General features: G+C 70.9%; 11 protein-coding genes and 1 pseudogene. 8 read left to right on the forward strand and 4 right to left on the reverse strand.

Features of this window, described 5'->3' with window-relative positions:
- Positions 1–65: 65 nt before the first annotated feature.
- Complete coding sequence (locus JX552_RS12410) at positions 66–1,142, reverse strand: DUF2189 domain-containing protein (RefSeq protein WP_205877686.1); 1,077 nt, start codon at positions 1,140–1,142, stop codon at positions 66–68.
- 130 nt (positions 1,143–1,272) lie between these two features.
- Between JX552_RS12410 and JX552_RS12415 the strand changes: the two genes are divergently transcribed.
- The gene (locus JX552_RS12415) at positions 1,273–2,643 is read left to right on the forward strand and encodes a replication-associated recombination protein A (protein ID WP_205877687.1); all 1,371 of its coding nucleotides are present in this window, start codon (positions 1,273–1,275) and stop codon (positions 2,641–2,643) included.
- 382 nt (positions 2,644–3,025) lie between these two features.
- Here JX552_RS12415 and JX552_RS12420 read toward each other — a convergent pair whose 3' ends face one another.
- On the reverse strand, positions 3,026–3,646 hold the full coding sequence (locus tag JX552_RS12420) for a hypothetical protein (protein ID WP_205877688.1): 621 nt from the start codon (positions 3,644–3,646) through the stop codon (positions 3,026–3,028).
- A 118-nt stretch (positions 3,647–3,764) separates the two neighbouring features.
- Between JX552_RS12420 and JX552_RS12425 the strand changes: the two are divergent.
- The 6 genes and pseudogenes from JX552_RS12425 to JX552_RS12450 all read left to right on the forward strand — a co-directional run bounded on the left by JX552_RS12425 (position 3,765) and on the right by JX552_RS12450 (position 9,970).
- Positions 3,765–4,153 (forward strand): annotated as a pseudogene (locus tag JX552_RS12425) (secondary thiamine-phosphate synthase enzyme YjbQ).
- Between the two features lie 102 nt (positions 4,154–4,255).
- Complete coding sequence (gene alaS / locus JX552_RS12430; RefSeq protein ID WP_205877689.1) at positions 4,256–6,961, forward strand: alanine--tRNA ligase; 2,706 nt, start codon at positions 4,256–4,258, stop codon at positions 6,959–6,961.
- A gap of 36 nt (positions 6,962–6,997) precedes the next feature.
- Positions 6,998–7,525: a Holliday junction resolvase RuvX gene (ruvX, locus tag JX552_RS12435; protein ID WP_205878394.1), complete on the forward strand. Its 528-nt coding sequence runs from the start codon at positions 6,998–7,000 to the stop codon at positions 7,523–7,525.
- Positions 7,518–8,753 (forward strand): endolytic transglycosylase MltG, encoded by a 1,236-nt coding sequence (gene mltG / locus JX552_RS12440; RefSeq protein ID WP_205877690.1) that lies wholly within the window; start codon positions 7,518–7,520, stop codon positions 8,751–8,753. The genes ruvX and mltG overlap by 8 nt, the downstream gene beginning before the upstream one ends.
- Positions 8,740–9,546 carry a shikimate dehydrogenase gene (locus JX552_RS12445; protein WP_205878395.1) on the forward strand — a complete coding sequence of 269 codons (807 nt, stop codon included), beginning with the start codon at positions 8,740–8,742 and terminating at the stop codon, positions 9,544–9,546. Before mltG ends, JX552_RS12445 begins: the two co-directional genes overlap by 14 nt.
- Before the next feature lie 10 nt (positions 9,547–9,556).
- Positions 9,557–9,970, forward strand: coding sequence for a prepilin peptidase (locus JX552_RS12450; protein ID WP_205877691.1), 414 nt, complete (start codon positions 9,557–9,559; stop codon positions 9,968–9,970).
- On the opposite strand, the gene JX552_RS12455 is transcribed toward JX552_RS12450, so the two are convergent.
- Positions 9,967–13,611, reverse strand: coding sequence for a PE family protein (locus tag JX552_RS12455; protein ID WP_205877692.1), 3,645 nt, complete (start codon positions 13,609–13,611; stop codon positions 9,967–9,969). The two genes, JX552_RS12450 and JX552_RS12455, sit on opposite strands and share 4 nt — an antisense overlap.
- Before the next feature lie 490 nt (positions 13,612–14,101).
- Complete coding sequence (locus JX552_RS33320; protein ID WP_431195947.1) at positions 14,102–16,132, reverse strand: PE family protein; 2,031 nt, start codon at positions 16,130–16,132, stop codon at positions 14,102–14,104.
- A gap of 439 nt (positions 16,133–16,571) precedes the next feature.
- Here JX552_RS33320 and aroC point away from each other — a divergent pair, with 439 nt between their 5' ends.
- Positions 16,572–17,780 carry a chorismate synthase gene (gene aroC / locus JX552_RS12465; protein ID WP_205878396.1) on the forward strand — a complete coding sequence of 403 codons (1,209 nt, stop codon included), beginning with the start codon at positions 16,572–16,574 and terminating at the stop codon, positions 17,778–17,780.
- Positions 17,781–17,782 lie beyond the last annotated feature (2 nt).

Here is a 17,782-nt window from a genome sequence, read left to right on the forward strand (position 1 = left end):
GTCATTCGGTCGTCAGGCCGCTCCGTGTGAACGATCTGTTTCGGTCGCTTTACCGCTGGTGACAGTCAGGAGTACTGCTGCGGCGGCGGGTACTGCCCGGGCGGCGGTCCCGGCGGATACTGGCCGGGGGCACCGGCCTGCGCCACCTCCGCGACGGGGCCGCCGGTGAGCTTGCGGTAGGTGTAGATCTGGACCAGCGCCGCGATGGGAGCGCCCACCACCAGGCCGATGTAGCAGGCGATCTGACCGACGGCGACCGCGGCGTACTGGACCAGCCAGGACAAGGCGCTGGGCCCGAGGTTGGCGCGCACCGTCGCGAAGCTGGCCTTGATGGCGTCGATCGGCGACAGTGATTTGTCGACGACATACGGCACGGCGAACTGGGTGAAGAAGGCGATCGCCAACGGCCCGACGATGGTGCACGACAACACCGACGAGGCGAGCACGATCAGCAGCGTGGTGAGCAACACACCGACCACATTCCGTGGCTTGAAGAAGGTCGCCATGCTGACCGGACGGCCGTCGGCGAGGTCCAGGCTGGCCGTGGTCAGACCGGCCTGCAGAAAGGCCGCGACGACCAAGGCGAGGATGATGCCGACGGTCATCACGATCCAGCTGATCAGCCCGAAGCTGGTATCGCTCGTCTCGTAACTGACGCCGTACCCGTAATCGGTGGTCGTGGTTGTGGTCTCGGCGGTCGCGAATGCGATCCCGAGCGGGATGCCGATGACGGCGGCGATGATCACGAAGTAGATCGCGACCGGCGCGGCCAGCGCGACGGCGTTGTCCTTGAACTTGCCCCACGACCAGTTGAACGCATCGCCGACACTGAACGGTGCTCCGCCCGGGGCGCCACCCAGTCCTGACTGGGGCGGGTAACCCTGCGGCGGGGCGCCGTAACCCGGCGGCGGCGGCGGGGGAGGAGGCGGGGTGCCGTAGCCAGGAGCCTGATAGCCGCCGGGGGCATGCTGGCCGTATTCGGGCGGTGGCGGAGGGGCGCCGTAACCGGGTGGGGGCGGAGGCGCGCCGTAGCCCGGAGGCGGCGATGGCGGCGCGCCGTGACGCGGCGGGGGCGGATAGCCCGGTGGGTTGCCGCCCTGAGGGTCGGCCGGGTTGCCTGGATATTCTGGCGGCTGGCTCATGGCTGTCCTTGGTGCCTCGTAGTTCGCTCTGGTCGGGGCTTAGCAAACGGGAACTTAGCAAATGTGGGCCCTGGATGCTCGCATTGGTGCGGCCTGCTCACCCGTCGGTGGCTTGTCCACCGAGCGTGGTATGCCTGAAGTCGTGTCCGACGGTCTGTTCGACCTGCCCGGTGCGCCGAAATCAACCGACCACGCGTCCAGCGTGTCCGGGGTCGCCGGCGCACCGCTAGCGGTGCGGATGCGTCCGGCTTCTCTGGACGAAGTGGTGGGGCAGGAGCACTTGCTGACGGCCGGGTCCCCGCTTCGGCGTCTGGTCGAAGGTTCGGGTATCGCCTCGGCCATCCTGTACGGACCGCCGGGAAGCGGAAAGACGACACTGGCGTCGCTCATCTCGCAGGCCACCGGGCGGCGCTTCGAGGCGCTGTCGGCGTTGTCGGCCGGTGTGAAAGAAGTTCGGGCCGTGATAGAGAAGGCCCGTTTCGGCGTGCTTTCCGGCGAGCAGACCGTGTTGTTCATCGACGAGGTGCACCGGTTCTCCAAGACCCAGCAGGACGCGCTGCTTGCCGCGGTCGAGAACCGGGTGGTTCTGCTGGTCGCGGCCACCACCGAGAATCCGTCGTTCTCCGTGGTCGCCCCGCTGCTCTCGCGGTCGCTGATCCTGCAGCTGCGTCCGTTGACCGCCGACGACATCCGCACCGTGGTGCGGCGGGCGATCGACGACCCGCGTGGATTGGGCGGCACGGTGACGGTGGCGCCGGAGGCCGTCGAGCTGCTGGTGCAACTCGCCGCCGGCGACGCGCGGCGGGCGCTGACCGCTCTCGAGGTGGCCTCTGAGGCTTCTGATCACGTTGCGGTCGAAACCATCGAACAGTCCCTGGACCGGGCCGCGGTGCGTTACGACCGGGACGGCGATCAGCACTACGACGTCGTCAGCGCCTTCATCAAGTCGGTCCGTGGCTCGGATGTCGACGCCGCGCTGCACTATCTGGCGCGGATGCTGGTGGCGGGGGAGGACCCGCGGTTCATCGCCCGGCGGCTGATGATCCTGGCCAGCGAAGACATCGGCCTGGCAGATTCGACGGCGCTGCTGGTGGCGGTCTCCGCGGCTCAGACGGTCGCGCTGATCGGGATGCCCGAGGCGCAGCTGACGCTGGCCCATGCGACCGTTCATCTGGCTACCGCGCCGAAATCCAACGCGGTGACGACCGCGCTCGGTGCCGCGATGGGCGATATCAAGGCGGGTAAGGCGGGTCTGGTGCCGCCACATCTGCGCGACGGGCACTATTCGGGTGCGGCGCAGCTGGGCAACGCGCAGGGTTATAAGTATTCCCACGACGACCCTGACGGGGTGGTGGCGCAACAGTATTCACCGGATGAGCTGGTGGGTGTGGACTATTACCGACCGACCGGGCGGGGGGCCGAACGAGACATCGCCGGCCGCCTGGAACGGTTGCGCGCGATCATCCGCGGGAAACGGGGACATTCACCGACGACGAGATGAATCGGCTGCGCTATTCACGGGCTACAACGTCGTCATCCGCAAGCGGGGCCGCACTGGCCGGGCGACGCCGCGCCGGGGTGATCTGGGAGGGCGGCCGCCGCAATTTCGGGCTGCGGGACGACGGCGAGCTGGCGGTGCTGCGCTGCGGCCGACGACTCCTACGCGGGTCGGACGGGCGTGTTCGCGGCGACGGTCGCGGAAGCGGCCGCGACGAGGACCCCGGTTGGCTGCCGCCGTGTTCAGCTGCCGGGTGCCTGGGCTTTCCGGGAGACGCGCCGCGTTGAGCGCCGGCTGTCCAGCCCCGCACCCGGCGTCGAGCCTGAATTGCAGGGGTTTTACTCGCACTTTCGCTGCGAATTCACCGCTTCGGTGAACCGGCGCCCTAGACCAGCTCGGGCACCCGCAAGTGAGCCAGCGCCAGCTCGAATTCGCCGACGTCGTCCTGGTCGAGGCCGAGGTCGCGCATCATCGCCGTCCGCATCGAGCGGGCCGACTCGGCGCAGCGGTCCATTGCCTCGCGGCTGTCGTAGGTCACCGATACCACGGCTCGGGCTGACGTCGGATCGACCATCAAGCTGGCGCTGCAGAAGCCGTCGAAATCTTCGACGGCCGGCAGTACGGCCCACCGGTAGTAGTCGATGCCGCGCTCGAACAGCTCCGGTCGCGTCCGCAGCCAGGTGGCCCGCACACAGGCGCCGGGGGCGGAGCGGTGGTCGCGGTGCAGCACCGCGATGCGCCACTGATCGACGACGGCGCTGCCTCCGAACATCTCGACGGCGCGGTAACGCACCGGCCACACCCGCTCGGCACTGCGCTGCATCGCAGAATCGGTTTCCCAGGAACTGGTGGCGATGCACCGGCCAGACTCGCGGTCGACCAGTAGCGATAGGCCCAGGCAGCCCTCCATCTCGTCAAGGGCAGGCATGACCACGTCGCGAACATAGTTGATGCCCATGTTGATCGACGAGCGCTGCGCCTGGATGGTTGTGGAACGTGCAAACACGATCGACCCCTCCTGTGAGTCGGGGCGGCGCCCCCGGCGGCGCCACCGGTCCACCACCACCTTCCTCCGGCACCAGCGGCTGATCAAGCCCCGTAGGCTGGTCCGGATGGATACCGATGTGCTGGATGTGGACACCACGCGTCGCCGCATCGTCGACCTCACCGACGCGGTGCGCGAGTTCTGCGGCAACCACGCCGACGGCCTCTGCAACGTCTTCGTGCCACACGCGACGGCCGGGTGGCCATCATCGAGACGGGCGCCGGGTCCGACGACGACCTGTTGGACGCACTAGAGCGGCTGCTGCCCCGCGACGACCGCTACCGGCACTCGCACGGCTCGCCGGGCCATGGTGCCGACCACGTCATGCCGGCGATCATCTCGCCGTCGGTGACGGTTCCGGTCAGTGCCGGCGAGCCGCTGCTGGGCACCTGGCAGAGCGTCGTGCTGGTGGACCTGAACCGCGATAATCCGCGGCGGTCGGTCCGGTTGAGCTTCGTCGACGGGTAGATGGAAGGCTAAGCGGCCTGATTGCGTGTTCGGCGGACAGTCCCGGCGAATAGGCTGTTATCCGACTTTCGCCCACAAGCACAGGACTAAGGAAGAAGCACAGTGCAGACACACGAGATCAGGAAGCGGTTCCTTGATCATTTCGTGAAGGCGGGCCACACCGAGGTGCCCAGCGCATCGGTGATCCTTGACGATCCCAACCTGTTGTTCGTCAACGCGGGCATGGTCCAGTTCGTGCCGTTCTTCCTCGGCCAGCGCACACCGCCGTACGCGACGGCCACCAGCATCCAGAAATGCATCCGCACCCCGGACATCGACGAGGTGGGCATCACCACCCGGCACAACACCTTCTTCCAGATGGCCGGCAATTTCTCCTTCGGCGACTACTTCAAACGGGGCGCCATCGAGCTGGCCTGGGCGTTGCTGACCAACCCGGTAGCCGACGGAGGCTATGGCCTGGACCCCGAAAAGCTTTGGGCGACAGTCTACCTCGACGACGACGAGGCCGCGGATCTGTGGCGTGAGATCGCGGGTCTGCCAGCCGAGCGGATTCAGCGCCGCGGCATGGCCGACAACTACTGGTCGATGGGCATTCCCGGCCCCTGCGGACCGTCCTCGGAGATCTACTACGACCGTGGTCCCGAGTTCGGCGTCGACGGCGGTCCCATCGCCAACGAGGACCGCTATCTCGAGGTGTGGAACCTCGTGTTCATGCAGAACGAGCGCGGCGAGGGCACCTCCAAAGAGGACTACGAAATCCTCGGGCCGCTGCCCCGCAAGAACATCGACACCGGCATGGGCGTCGAGCGCATCGCGCTGGTGCTGCAGAACGTGCACAACGTGTACGAGACCGACCTGCTGCGCCCGGTCGTGGACACTGTGGCCCTGGTCGCTGCCCGCCCGTACGACGCCGGCAACCATGCTGACGACGTGCGCTACCGCATCATCGCCGACCATAGCCGCACCGCCGCCATCCTGATCGGCGACGGCGTCAGCCCCGGCAACGACGGTCGCGGCTACGTGTTGCGCCGGCTGCTGCGGCGGGTCATCCGCTCGGCCAAGCTGCTCGGCATCGACACCCCGATCGTCGGAGACCTGATGGCCACCGTCCGCGACGCGATGGGGCCGTCGTATCCCGAGTTGGTCAACGACTTCGAGCGGATCAACCGCATCGCCGTCGCCGAAGAGACCGCGTTCAACCGCACCCTCACCTCGGGCTCGAAGTTGTTCGACGACGTGGCCGGCGCCACCAAATCCTCGGGCGCCTCCGTGGTGTCCGGCTCCGACGCCTTCACGCTGCACGACACCTATGGTTTCCCCATCGAGCTCACGCTCGAGATGGCCGCCGAATCCGGCCTGACCGTCGACGAGGCGGGCTTCCGCGAACTGATGGCCGAGCAGCGCCGGCGCGCCAAGGCCGACGCCGCCGCCCGCAAGCATGCCCACGCCGACCTGACCGCCTATCGGGAACTGGTCGACGCCGGACCTACCGAGTTCACCGGGTTCGACGAATTGACTTCTGAGGCAAAGATTCTCGGCATCTTCGTCGATGGCAAACGGGTGCCGGTGGTGGCGCACGCGGATGCAATCAACGCCGACCGTGTGGAGCTGATCCTGGACCGCACACCGCTGTACGCAGAATCGGGCGGGCAGATCGCCGACGCCGGCAGCATCAGCGGCACCGGATCCGGCGGCAGTGCCCGCGCCGCGGTCACCGACGTGCAGAAGATCGCCAAGACCCTGCACGCGCATCGGGTCAACGTCGAATCCGGCGAATTCGTCGAGGGCGACACGGTGGTCGCCGCCGTGGACCCGGGCTGGCGCAAGGGTGCGACGCAGGGCCACTCCGGCACCCACATGGTGCACGCTGCGTTACGACAAGTGTTGGGGCCCAATGCCGTTCAGGCGGGATCGCTGAACCGGCCGGGCTACCTGCGGTTCGACTTCAACTGGCAGGGTCCGTTATCCGAGGACCAGCGGACGCAGATCGAAGAGGTGACCAACGAGGCCGTGCAGGCCGACTTCGAGGTGCACACCTTCCTCGAGCAACTCGAGAAAGCCAAGGCGATGGGCGCGATGGCGCTGTTCGGTGAGGCCTACCCCGACCAGGTGCGGGTGGTCGAGATGGGCGGGCCGTTCTCGCTGGAGCTCTGTGGCGGGACTCACGTGCACAACACCGCGCAGATCGGGCCGGTGACCATCCTCGGCGAATCCTCGATCGGTTCCGGAGTGCGCCGAGTGGAGGCCTACGTGGGTCTGGAGTCGTTCCGGCACCTGGCCAAGGAACGGGCGCTGATGGCGGGTCTGGCGTCGTCGCTCAAGGTGCCGTCCGAGGAGGTGCCGGCCCGGGTGGCGAGCCTGGTGGAGCGGCTCAAGGCGGCCGAGAAGGAGCTCGAACGTGCCCGGCTGGCCAGTGCCCGTGCCGCTGCCACTAATGCCGCCGCCGGGGCGGAGCGCATCGGCGACGTCCGGGTCGTCGCGCAGCGCATGTCGGCCGGTATGACGGCCGCAGATCTGCGCTCGCTTGCCGGCGACATCCGCGGCAAGCTCGGCAGCGATCCCGCGGTGGTGGCCCTGATCGCCGAAGGCGACGGGCCGACCGTCCCGTATGCGGTAGCCGCCAATGCGGCCGCGCAGGACATCGGGCTGAACGCCAACGAGCTGGTCAAACAGCTGGCGGTGGCGGTCGAGGGCCGGGGCGGCGGCAAGGCCGACCTGGCTCAGGGTTCGGGCAAGAACCCGACCGGCATCGACGCGGCATTGGACGCGCTGCGCTCGGAGATCGCCGTGATAGCGCGGGTCGCTTGAGTGGTCGAATCACCGCAGGCACAAGGCGGCGACCCGCTGCATCCGGCTTCGTCGTCCGGCGACCCGCAGCGCCAGCCGGACCGGCCGGGCGAATCAGACCCGGGCAGGGGTCGGCGCCTGGGTGTCGACGTGGGCACGGTGCGTATCGGCGTGGCCGCCAGCGACCCGGACGGCATCCTGGCCACCCCCGTCGAGACCGTGCGTCGCGACCGGACCGGCAAACACCTGCGCCGACTGGCGACGCTGGTCGCCGATCTAGAGGCCGTCGAGGTGATCGTCGGACTGCCGCGGACCCTGGCCGACCGCATCGGTCAGTCGGCCCAGGACGCCATCGAGGTCGCTGACGCCCTGGCCGAGCGTCTGGCGCCCACTCCGGTCCGGCTCGCCGACGAGCGGCTGACCACGGTGACCGCGCAACGGTCCCTGCGGGAGGCGGGCATCAAGGCCAAACAGCAGCGTTCGGTCATCGACCAGGCCGCGGCGGTGGCGATCTTGCAGGGCTGGCTGGATCAGCGCCGTGCCTTGATCGGCAGGCCTTCGGGACGGGAAGCCTCCGATGTCTGAACGGGAGAAGGCGAAGCCGATGGCGGTCGGATCGACCGGCCACCGCAGGACGCGCGCCGCCCGCAAGAAGGAGCAGCGCACCCGTCGTCGCCGCCGGTGGGCCGGCTCGTTCGCGGCCGGACTGCTGGTCGTCGTGGTGGTGGCGGCCGTCTTCGTCGGCGCGAAGCTCTGGCACGTGTTCTCCGGCAACGAGGACGACTACACCGGCACCGGCAAACGCGACGTCGTGATCCAGATTCAGGCCGGTGATTCCACCACCGCCGTGGGCGAGACGCTGCTCAAGCGGGGTGTGGTGCGTACCGTCCGGGCTTTCGTCGACGCCGCCCACGGCAACGCCGCGATCTCGGCCATCCAGCCCGGGTACTACCGGATGCGCACCGAGATCCCGGCGGCCGACGCGGTGTCGCGCCTGGCCGATCCGAACACCAGGGTGGGCAAGCTGGTGATCCCGGAAGGGCGCCAGCTCGACGACACCACCGACATGAAGACCAACAAGACCACCCCGGGCATCCTCACCCTGATCTCGCGCGCCACCTGTGTGGATCTGGACGGCAACCAGCGCTGCGTGTCCCTGGCCGATCTCAAGGCGTCAGCGAGCAAGAGCACTCCGGCCGCGCTGCAGGTGCCGAAATGGGCGCTCGAGCCGGTCGGCGAGCTGGGCGACGACCATCGCCGGCTGGAAGGGCTGATTGCGCCCGGCACCTTCAACATCGACCCGGCAGCTTCCGCGGAAACCATCCTGGCGAGCCTGATCAGTGCCGGAACCGTGCAATACCTCACCTCGGGGCTGGAGGACACCGCCAAGGCGATCGGCCTGTCGCCTTACGACATCCTGGTGGTCGCCTCGCTGGTGCAGCAGGAAGCCAACGTGCCGGACTTCACCAAGGTTGCTCAGGTGATCTACAACCGGCTGCATGAACACCGCAAGCTGGAGTTCGATTCGACGGTGAACTATCCGCTGGACCGCCGCGAGGTCGCCACCAGCGACGCCGACCGGGCACTGCGGACCCCTTGGAACACCTATATGTCCGAAGGCCTGCCGGCGACCGCGATCTGTTCACCTGGCGTGGATGCGCTGCGGGCGGCCGAGCATCCCGCGGCGGGGGACTGGTTGTACTTCGTCACCATCGACGCCCAGGGGACCACGTTGTTCACCCGGGACTATCAGCAGCATCTGGCGAACATTGAACTGGCCAAGCGCAACGGTGTCCTCGATTCCGCTCGCTAGAAAGGCCGGGGTGCTCGGTTCGCCGATCGGGCATTCGAAGTCCCCGCAGCTGCACCTGGCCGCCTACCGCGCGCTGGGTCTGCAGGATTGGACCTACGACCGCATCGAATGCACCGCCGAGCAACTGCCCGGTGTGGTCGGGCGATTCGGTCCCGAGTGGGTCGGGGTGTCGGTGACCATGCCGGGCAAGTTCGCCGCGCTGGGGTTCGCCGACGAACGCACCGCCCGCGCCGAGCAGGTCGGCTCCGCCAACACCCTGGTGCGCACGAACAGCGGATGGCGGGCCGACAACACCGACATCGACGGCGTCGCGGGCGCCCTCGGGCAGGCGTCGGGACGGGCCCTGGTCGCCGGCTCGGGTGGCACCGCCCCGGCGGCCGTCGTCGGGTTGGCCACGCTCGGGGTGTCCGGCATCACGGTGGTGGCCCGCAATCCGGACAAATCCGCCCGACTGCTCGATTTGGGCAACCGGGTGGGGGTCCCCACGACGTACCTCGACCTGGACGACGACGCGCTGGCCGACGAAGTGGGCGCCGCCGAGGTGCTGGTCAACACGTTGCCCGCCGGGGTCGCCGCCCGCTACGCCGACACCTTCGCCGGAATCCCGGTTCTGCTGGACGCGATCTACAACCCGTGGCCCACGCCGTTGGCTGCCGCGGTGCGGGCCGCCGGCGGCCGAGTCGTCAGCGGCCTGCAGATGCTGCTGCACCAGGCGTTCGCGCAGGTGGAGCAGTTCACCGGTATGCCCGCACCGCGCGAGGCGATGACTTGCGCATTGGCGGAACTGGATTAGCCTGCCGCGCATGCGGATTGGGCTTATCGCGGCCTGGCTGATAGTCCTGAGTTGGTATGACATCCGACAGCGACGGCTGCCTAACCGGCTGACGCTGCCCGGCGCGGTGGCGATTCTGACCGGCGCCGCGTGTGCCGGGCGAGCGGCGCCGGCCCTGATGGGGGCGGTGGCACTGGCGACGCTGTACCTCGCGGTGCATCTGGCGGCGCCGACGGCGATGGGGGCTGGAGACGTCAAACTCGCGCTCGGTCTCGGCGGGCTGAGCGGCTGTCTCGGTGTCGACGTCTGGTTTCTGGCGGCGCTGGGCGCGCCTGTGCTCACCGCCGCGGTGGGGTTGATGTGGCGGATGCGCGCCGTGCCGCACGGGCCGTCGATGTGTGTGGCGACGGCCGGAGCGGCCGGGCTGGCCCTGCTGGGTTCTTAGCCCGGCGCTCCGTCGGCGCCTGGAACGCCGTGAGTTCCGGCCGTGCCGGGTGCACCGGGATGACCACCAAACGGGCCGCCGGAGCCACCGGCGCCGCCGGTGGCTCCGGTGATGGCCCCGCCTGCACCGCCGCTGCCACCCGCGCCGCCGGCACCGGACGCGGAGTGACCTCCGTCGCCACCCGTGCCGCCGGCCCCGCCGTCGCCGCCGTCGGCGCCCTTGCCGCCATTGCTAGCGGTGCCACCTCCGTTGCCGCCGGTGCCGACGGCCGTCCCGCCGACGGCGGCTCCGCCGGTCCCGCCGGCCCCGCCGCTTCCCCCGGCGCCGCCGGTGCCGGGACCCAGTGCGTCGCCGCCGCGACCGCCCGCGCCGCCCTGGCCGCCCGAACCGGCATCGCCGGCATCGCCGCCCTGGCTGCGCGAGGGTCCGCTGGTGCCGCCGTTGGTGTTCGAGGTGAGGGTGCCGGCGTTGCCGCCGCTGCCGCCCATGCCGCCGCTGCCGCCGGCACCGCCACTGCCCGTTCCGTGGGCCGTACCACCATTGCCTCCGGCGCCGCCGTCGCCGCCGGTGCTGGCGGCGCCACCGTCGCCCCCGTTGCCGCCGATATAACCGGATCCGCTGCGCCAGGCATTACCGCCCCAACCGCCGGCGCCGCCCCAGCCGTTGACCTGGATGTCGCGGCCGAGCGTCGGCTCGTAACGCAACAGAGCCGAACCGCCTTCGCCGCCGGCGCCGCCGGCGCCGGCATTGCCCGATCCGTGGGCGGCGCCGCCGTCCCCGCCGGCGCCGCCGCTGCCGTGGTAGGCCCCGGCCGAACCGGCTCCGCCACTGCCACCGTTGCCGCTTCCGGTAGCCATGCCGCCGAACCCGCCGTTGCCGCCTGCGCCGACTCCGGTCTGGGGCGGGAAGCCAGGAGCGCCTGCCTTTCCGCCGGTGCCGCCGTGGCCGCCGTCGCCGGCGAGCGAGCCACCGGACCCACCCTTACCGCCGTCGCCGCCATCGCCCCATTGGCCGACAGCTCCGGCGTCACCACCTGTGCCACCGTTGCCGGTCACGGTGCCGCCGGCGGCGCCGTCCCCGCCGGCGCCGGCCCGGCCGGCCCAGCCGCCGTGGCCGCCGTGGCCGCCGTGGCCGCCGTCTCCGGTGCTGCCCCCGGCGCCGCCGCCGCCTCCGGCTCCACCGTCGCCGGCCGCGCCCACGGTGCCCGCGCTGCCGCCGTGGCCGCCGTGGCCGTTCTGACCGGCGGCGCCTCCGTCGCCGCCCTGATTGGCGAAGCCGCCACCCCAGCCGTTGCCACCCAGGCCGCCGTTGCCGCCGCCGCCGCTGCCGCTGCCGGCGCCCCCGGTGCCGCCGTCGCCGCCATCGCCGCCGTCGCCGATGTTTCCGCTGTTTCCGCCGTTGCCGCCATTGCCGGAGACAGTCCCGCCGGCACCGCCGTTTCCGCCGTTACCGCCCATCGCGGGTCCGCCGCCGGCGCCCCCGGTGCCGCCGTTGCCACCCGCCCAGCCGGGTATGAGGGCGTCCCCACCCGCACCGCCGCGACCGCCGTTCCCGCCGCCGCCGACGGTGCCACCTGATCCGCCGTTGCCGCCGCTTCCGTCTTGCCCGCCGTTTCCGCCGTGACCGCCATTACCGCTGGGGCCGCTGCCTTGTTGGGCGGCGCGGGTCTGGCCGTTGCCACCGGTACCGCCTTCGCCGCCGGCGCCACCGGCCCCGCCGCCGGCCCCGTTGCCGCCGTCTCCGCCGTCGCCGCCGGCGCCTACCGCTCCGCCATGTCCACCGTCGCCGCCGGCACCCGTGCCGGCGGCGTTGCCGCCGTTGCCGCCGTTGCCGCCGGCCGCGCCGTTGCCGCCCGCACCGCCGGCCCCGCCGTTGCCCGATCCCGGGGCGTCACCGCCCTTGCCCCCGCTGCCGCCGGTACCCGAGTCGCCGCCGACGCCACCGGTACCGCCGTCGCCGGCTCCGACGGCTGACGCGCCGGCGCCTCCGTTGCCGCCCGCCCCGGCATTGCCCCCGGCACCGCCGTTGCCGCCGTTGCCGGAATGGCCACCGCCGGTCCCGCCGTTGCCGCCGGCGCCGCCGTGACCCCCGTTGGTGCCGGCCGCGCCTGGTCCGGCCACGGGACCGGGGATGCCGATGGGGGTGGCCTTACCGCCCCCATTGGTACCGGACAAAATCCCGCCGGCGATACCTCCACTGGTGGCACCACCGCCGCCGGTACCGCCGCTACCGCCGATGGGGTCGGTGAAGGTGCCGTTGAGCCCGGTCGTTCCCGCGCTGCCATCGCCGCCTTTACCACCATTGCCGCCGTTGCCGTAGTTGCCGGCAGCGCCGCCGTCACCGCCGTGGCCGCCGTTGACGCCGGCCGTGCTTCCGGTAGCGGCGTTGTAGCCATCCCCGCCGTGGCCGCCGTTCCCGCCGGTGCCGTGCGCTCCGGCGGAACCAGCGACCCCACTGAATGCGGTGTGGGTCCCGATCGCACCCGCGGCTCCACCCAGGCCGCCCATCCCCGCATTGCCGCCGGACCCGCCGTTGCCGCCAGCGCCGTCGTTCGTCCCCGCGACACCGACGGCGCCTGCCCCGCCGTTGCCGGCGTTGCCGCCAGTCCCGCCGGCCCCGCCGTTGCCGGCGGATCCTTGCTGGCCAGCATGACCGATGGTCGAAAGTCCACCGGCGCCGCCGTTCCCGCCGGCGCCGCCGGCTCCACCGCTGCCGCCATTTCCGCCGCCGGCCCCGCTGCCGCCCGCCACGCGGGCGTCGCCACCGGTGAGGCCGTAGCCACCTGCTCCGCCCGCTCCACCGGCGCCGCCCGCACCACCGTCACCGGCATGCCCCGACAACGTCCCGCCGGGTCCACCCCGGCCGCCATCCCCGCCGCGGCTTCCGACTCCGCCGTCGACGCCCGACTCACCTGGGACCATCGCCGACGCGCCCGCCTTGCCGGTGGCGCCGGCCCCGCCCTGCCCACCGGGTCCGCCGTTGCCGTACTGCCCGGCCGCACCGCCGTCTCCGCCGCGGCCGCCCATCATGTTGACCGATGTCGCCGCACCCCCGGCAGCACCGGCGCCGCCATTGCCGATGAACGACCCGCCCCGGCCACCCGCGCCCCCTGCAGCGCCCGCACCACCGGCGCCGCCCCGGCCTCCGTTGCCGATCAGCCCTGCGGCGCCGCCCGCACCGCCGGCCATCCCGGCGACCGTGCCGGGCGCGCCATTGCCGCCGTTGCCGAATAACAAGCCGCCCGGGCTACCGGCCTGTCCGGGGGCCTTCCCATCCGCCCCGTTGCCGATCAGCGGGCGTCCCGTCACCGCCGCAGCGGGGGCATTGACCGCGCCGAGCAGGGAGTCCAGTGTCCAGGCGTTCAAGGCCTCGGCGGCGACGTATGTCCCGGCGGCATCGTCCAGCGTTCGGGCGAACTGGGCACGACACGTGTCCACCTGGGCGCTGAGCAGTTGATATTCCCGCGCGTACCCGGTGAACATCGACGCAATCGCCGTCGACACCTCGTCCCGGGCGGCGGCGGCCAAGCTTGTGGTCCGTGCGGCCGCTGCCGAATTGGCCGCATCGATCGCCCGGCCGATGTCGCGCAGATCGCCCGCCGCTGCCGCCAATGACGTCGTGGCCACTACCGCAAATGACATGAAATCTCCCGCTGTCCCGATGCCTGACCTCGCCGTCAGGGTGGCGATCGGGTGCTGAGAAACGATGGGACAAAGATGAAATCGCCAGCTAGAGGGCCTAAACCGGGTTTGAGCCGACCGCGTGGCCGGGCCGATGCCCACCAGCCAAGCCGCGTCCACGCCAAACCGGGATGCGCAGCAGGGCAATCCACTGTCAACGGTGCGCAAGTCAGTGCCACGCGCGGCCGAGCGCACTGCGTCGCCGATTCCCTTCAGCTCCGCCGCCGCAGCACTCGACACGTCGGGTGCAGCAAACACCTCAGACAGAGCAACAGCCTGGTGAACCCGGGCTGGCTGCTTCGATACCGGCACGCAGCGGGTAGGACAGCTTCCTGCATCGGGATGGAATTCGGGTCGCGACCGACTGCGCCCGGACGCTGTTGCCGTGCTCACCCGCTGCGGTCTCCCGCACCGGGTGAAGCGACAGCCGCGGCAGGACCGACTCCCGGGTTTAGGTGAGATTCGATGTCCGGCCGGCGCTACCCGCGGAACCGCCGACATAAGGAGCGCCGCCGGTACCACCGACGCCGGGGGTCGTGCCACCGTTTCCACCCTGTTGGCCCAGGCCTTGAGTGCTCGCGCCGCCGGTGCCGCCGTTGAAGCCGCTGTTGCCGCCATTGCCTGCCGCGACCTGACCATTGTTCGTCCCGACGGCGCCGCTCCCGCCGCCGCCACCGGTTCCGCCGAACTGGCCGAGGCCGCCGGCGCCGCCGCCGAACGGGGTTGTCGCTTGGACGCTTACGCCACCGCCGGTTCCGCCGTTTCCGGCGGTGCCGCCGACGCCACCAGCAGCGCCGCCACCGCCGCCGCCGCCGCCGAGAGCGGCGATACCTGCGCCGCCACCGCCGCCACCACCGCCGCCGCCCCCGCCGCGGGCGCCCGCTTGACCGGTAGCCACGCCGCCGCCCCCGCCGTGCCCGCCGCCACCGCCCTGGCCGATGAAGCCATTGGTGCTGGTGGTGCCGCCAGTGCCGCCGACGCCGCCGGCGCCGCCAGCCCCACCAAGAGCCCCACCGGTGCCCGAGCCTCCAGTGCCTCCGGCGCCACCACCGGCCCCTCCGCCGCCGAAGCCGTTGGCGGCGCCGTTGCCGGTGTTGTGGCCGCCGGCGCCGCCGGCGCCGCCGGTTCCCCCGGTGCCACCCTGGCCGCCCACCGAGTTTCCGGCTCCGGCTACGCCGCCGGCCCCGCCGTTGCCGGCATCGCCGCCGAGGCCGCCGACTGCGCTGATGGACCCAGCACCATTCGCGTTCACGCCGCCGCTGCCGCCCGCGCCGCCAGTGCCACCCGTGCCGCCGGTCCCGCCGGCGCCGCCGCCGCCGATCTTGATGCCGGCGCCGCCCGCGCCGCCGATGCCCGCGTCGCCTCCATGCCCGCCGGCCCCGCCGGCGGTGGGCGCGAAGCCGGTGAGGCCGGTGCCACCGGCACCTCCGGTTCCTCCGGTGCCTCCGATACCGCCCGCACCGGCAGTCCCAAGAACGTTGATCGGGGTGACGACTGCGCCACCGGTGCCCGCCATGCCGCCGGTGCCGCCGGTGCCGCCGACCCCGGCAGTCGCGGCATTGATCGCGGCGTTGAAGCCATGTCCACCGGTTCCTCCGGTGCCGCCCGCCCCACCGGCGCCGCCTGCCCCGCCTAACAGCGCGAGGTTGGCGCCGCCGGCACCTCCGACCCCGCCGGCTCCACCGGGTGCGCCGTTCGGGGCCAGCGCCGAGTTGCCAGCAGCGCCGACCCCTCCGGCGCCGCCGGTCCCGCCGGCACCCGCGGCACCGGTTCCGAACAGCGAGAAGAGTTGACGGTTCACGCCGCCGACTCCGCCGTTGCCTCCCAGACCACCCATTCCGTTGTTAGCAGCTTTCATGCCCGTGCCACCGGCCCCACCTGCGCCGCCGGCTCCCGCGTTGCCCCCACCAAGGAAGCCGTTGGCGCCGCCGGCCCCGCCTGCCCCGCCCGCTTGCCCGGGGGCTCCCGATCCGCCGTTGCCGCCGTTGCCGCCGGCGCCGAACAGACCTGATGCGCCACCGGAGCCGCCGGCTTGCCCGGGGGCTCCCGATCCGCCGTTGCCGCCATTGCCGTAGAGCCAGCCGCCGTCGCCACCGGCCTGTCCGGTCCCAGGTGCGCCGTCGGCACCGTTGCCGATCAGCGGTCGCCCGGTGAGGATTTTGACCGGGTCGAGAGCCGCAAGGGCCTGCAAGGGGCCGGCATTGATTGCCTCGGCGCTGGCATAGGAGCCTGCCGCCGTCAGCACGGACTGGGCGAATGCTTCATGGAATTGCGTGGTTTGCGCACTGAGCGCCTGGAAGTCATGCGCGTAGGCGTTGAAGAGACCGGAGATGGCCGCTGACACCTCGTCGGCGCCCAGACCCGCGATACTCGTGGTCGGGGATGCCGCTGCGACGCTGGCTGCCTTGAGGGAATCCAGGATCCCGTTCAAATCGGTTGCCGCGGTACTCAGTACCTCGGGGTGGGCGATCACATACGACAAGACAACCATCCTTTTTCGATTGACTCGGGACGACAAGCGACGCATCAATGGGCCTGCGGCAAGCCACCATAATTGGAATGGGCTCCATCACATATCGAGTAGCGCTGTGCGTCCAGCTGCTCGGTAGGCAAAGGGCGTGTTCAGGTGCTATATCACCAGGTCAAGTTAGAAGAATCACATCTAGAAATTGCGTGAACTTCATTTCAGGATCGGCAGGAATATGCTAATGGAACCCGCCGGATAGTCCCGGGGCTGCATTTCGAATGCCCGCGAGTCGGATTTCGTCGACTTTAGCATTTCTGTCCGGCGCATGGACACCAATATTGCGAAATACTCGGCGCGGCGCGTCATCACCGAGTCGCAGCTGAAGTCATCGATACGGAATGGCTGGTCACGGGCGCGAATGGGGGGATTGCCGGGCGCGTGGGAAGATGTTCGGGTGTTGCGCTGGATCACTGCTGGGGAGTCGCATGGCCGTGCGTTGGTGGCCATGATCGAGGGCATGGTCGCCGGCGTCGAGGTGACGTCCACCGAAATCGCCGACGAGTTGGCCCGCCGCCGTCTCGGTTACGGCCGCGGCGCCCGGATGAAGTTCGAGCGCGACGCGGTGACCATGTTGTCCGGGGTGCGCCACGGTGTCACCCTGGGCGGCCCCATCGCGATCGAGATCGGCAACACCGAGTGGCCGAAGTGGGAAACCGTGATGGCCCCGGACCCGGTAGACCCGTCGCTGCTGGCAGACAGCGCGCGCAATGAGCCCCTGACCCGACCGCGGCCCGGCCACGCCGACTACGCCGGCATGCTCAAGTACGGCTTCGACGACGCCCGGCCGGTGCTCGAGCGTGCCAGCGCCCGCGAGACCGCCGCGCGTGTCGCGGCCGGCACCGTCGCGCGGGCGTTTCTGCGTCAGGCGTTCGGCGTCGAGGTGCTCTCGCACGTCATCTCGATCGGTGCGTCAACTCCGTATGACGGCCCGCCGCCGCGGCCGGAAGATCTGCCAGCTATCGACGCCAGCCCGGTCCGGGCATATGACGACGAGGCGGAGAAGTCCATGATCGCCGAGATCGAGGCGGCCAAGAAGGACGGCGACACCCTCGGCGGCGTCGTCGAAGTGGTGGCGTCGGGTCTGCCGGTCGGCCTTGGTTCGTTCACCAGCGGTGATAACCGGCTGGACAGTCAGCTTGCCGCGGCGGTGATGGGAATCCAGGCGATCAAGGGCGTCGAGATCGGCGACGGGTTCGCCACCGCCCGACGCCGCGGCAGCCGGGCCCACGACGAGATGTATCCGGGTCCCGACGGAGTGGTCCGCTCGACCAACCGGGCCGGTGGCCTCGAAGGTGGAATGACGAACGGGCAACCGCTGCGGGTGCGCGCGGCGATGAAGCCGATCTCCACCGTGCCGCGGGCGCTGGCCACCGTCGACATGGCTACCGGCGACGAGGCCGTTGCTATCCACCAGCGTTCGGACGTGTGCGCGGTGCCCGCTGCCGGGGTCGTCGTCGAGACCATGGTGGCGCTGGTGCTGGCGCGCGCGGCGCTGGAAAAGTTCGGTGGCGATTCGCTGACGGAAACCCGCCGCAACATCGAGTCCTATCTGCGCACGGTCGCCGACCGGGAGGCGCCGGCCACCCGGGCTGCCGGAAGCTAGCG

The sequence above is a fragment of the Mycobacterium gordonae genome (assembly GCF_017086405.1).
In the GTDB taxonomy this organism is placed as follows: domain Bacteria; phylum Actinomycetota; class Actinomycetes; order Mycobacteriales; family Mycobacteriaceae; genus Mycobacterium; species Mycobacterium gordonae_D.

Bases quoted from the DNA above. Each gene is read 5' to 3' on its own strand.
- JX552_RS12410 (WP_205877686.1), bottom strand. From the start codon at position 1,142: ATGAGCCAGCCGCCAGAATATCCAGGCAACCCGGCCGACCCTCAGGGC.
- JX552_RS12415 (WP_205877687.1), top strand. From the start codon at position 1,273: ATGCCTGAAGTCGTGTCCGACGGTCTGTTCGACCTGCCCGGTGCGCCG.
- mltG (WP_205877690.1), top strand. From the start codon at position 7,518: ATGTCTGAACGGGAGAAGGCGAAGCCGATGGCGGTCGGATCGACCGGC.
- JX552_RS12450 (WP_205877691.1), top strand. From the start codon at position 9,557: ATGCGGATTGGGCTTATCGCGGCCTGGCTGATAGTCCTGAGTTGGTAT.
- JX552_RS12455 (WP_205877692.1), bottom strand. From the start codon at position 13,611: ATGTCATTTGCGGTAGTGGCCACGACGTCATTGGCGGCAGCGGCGGGC.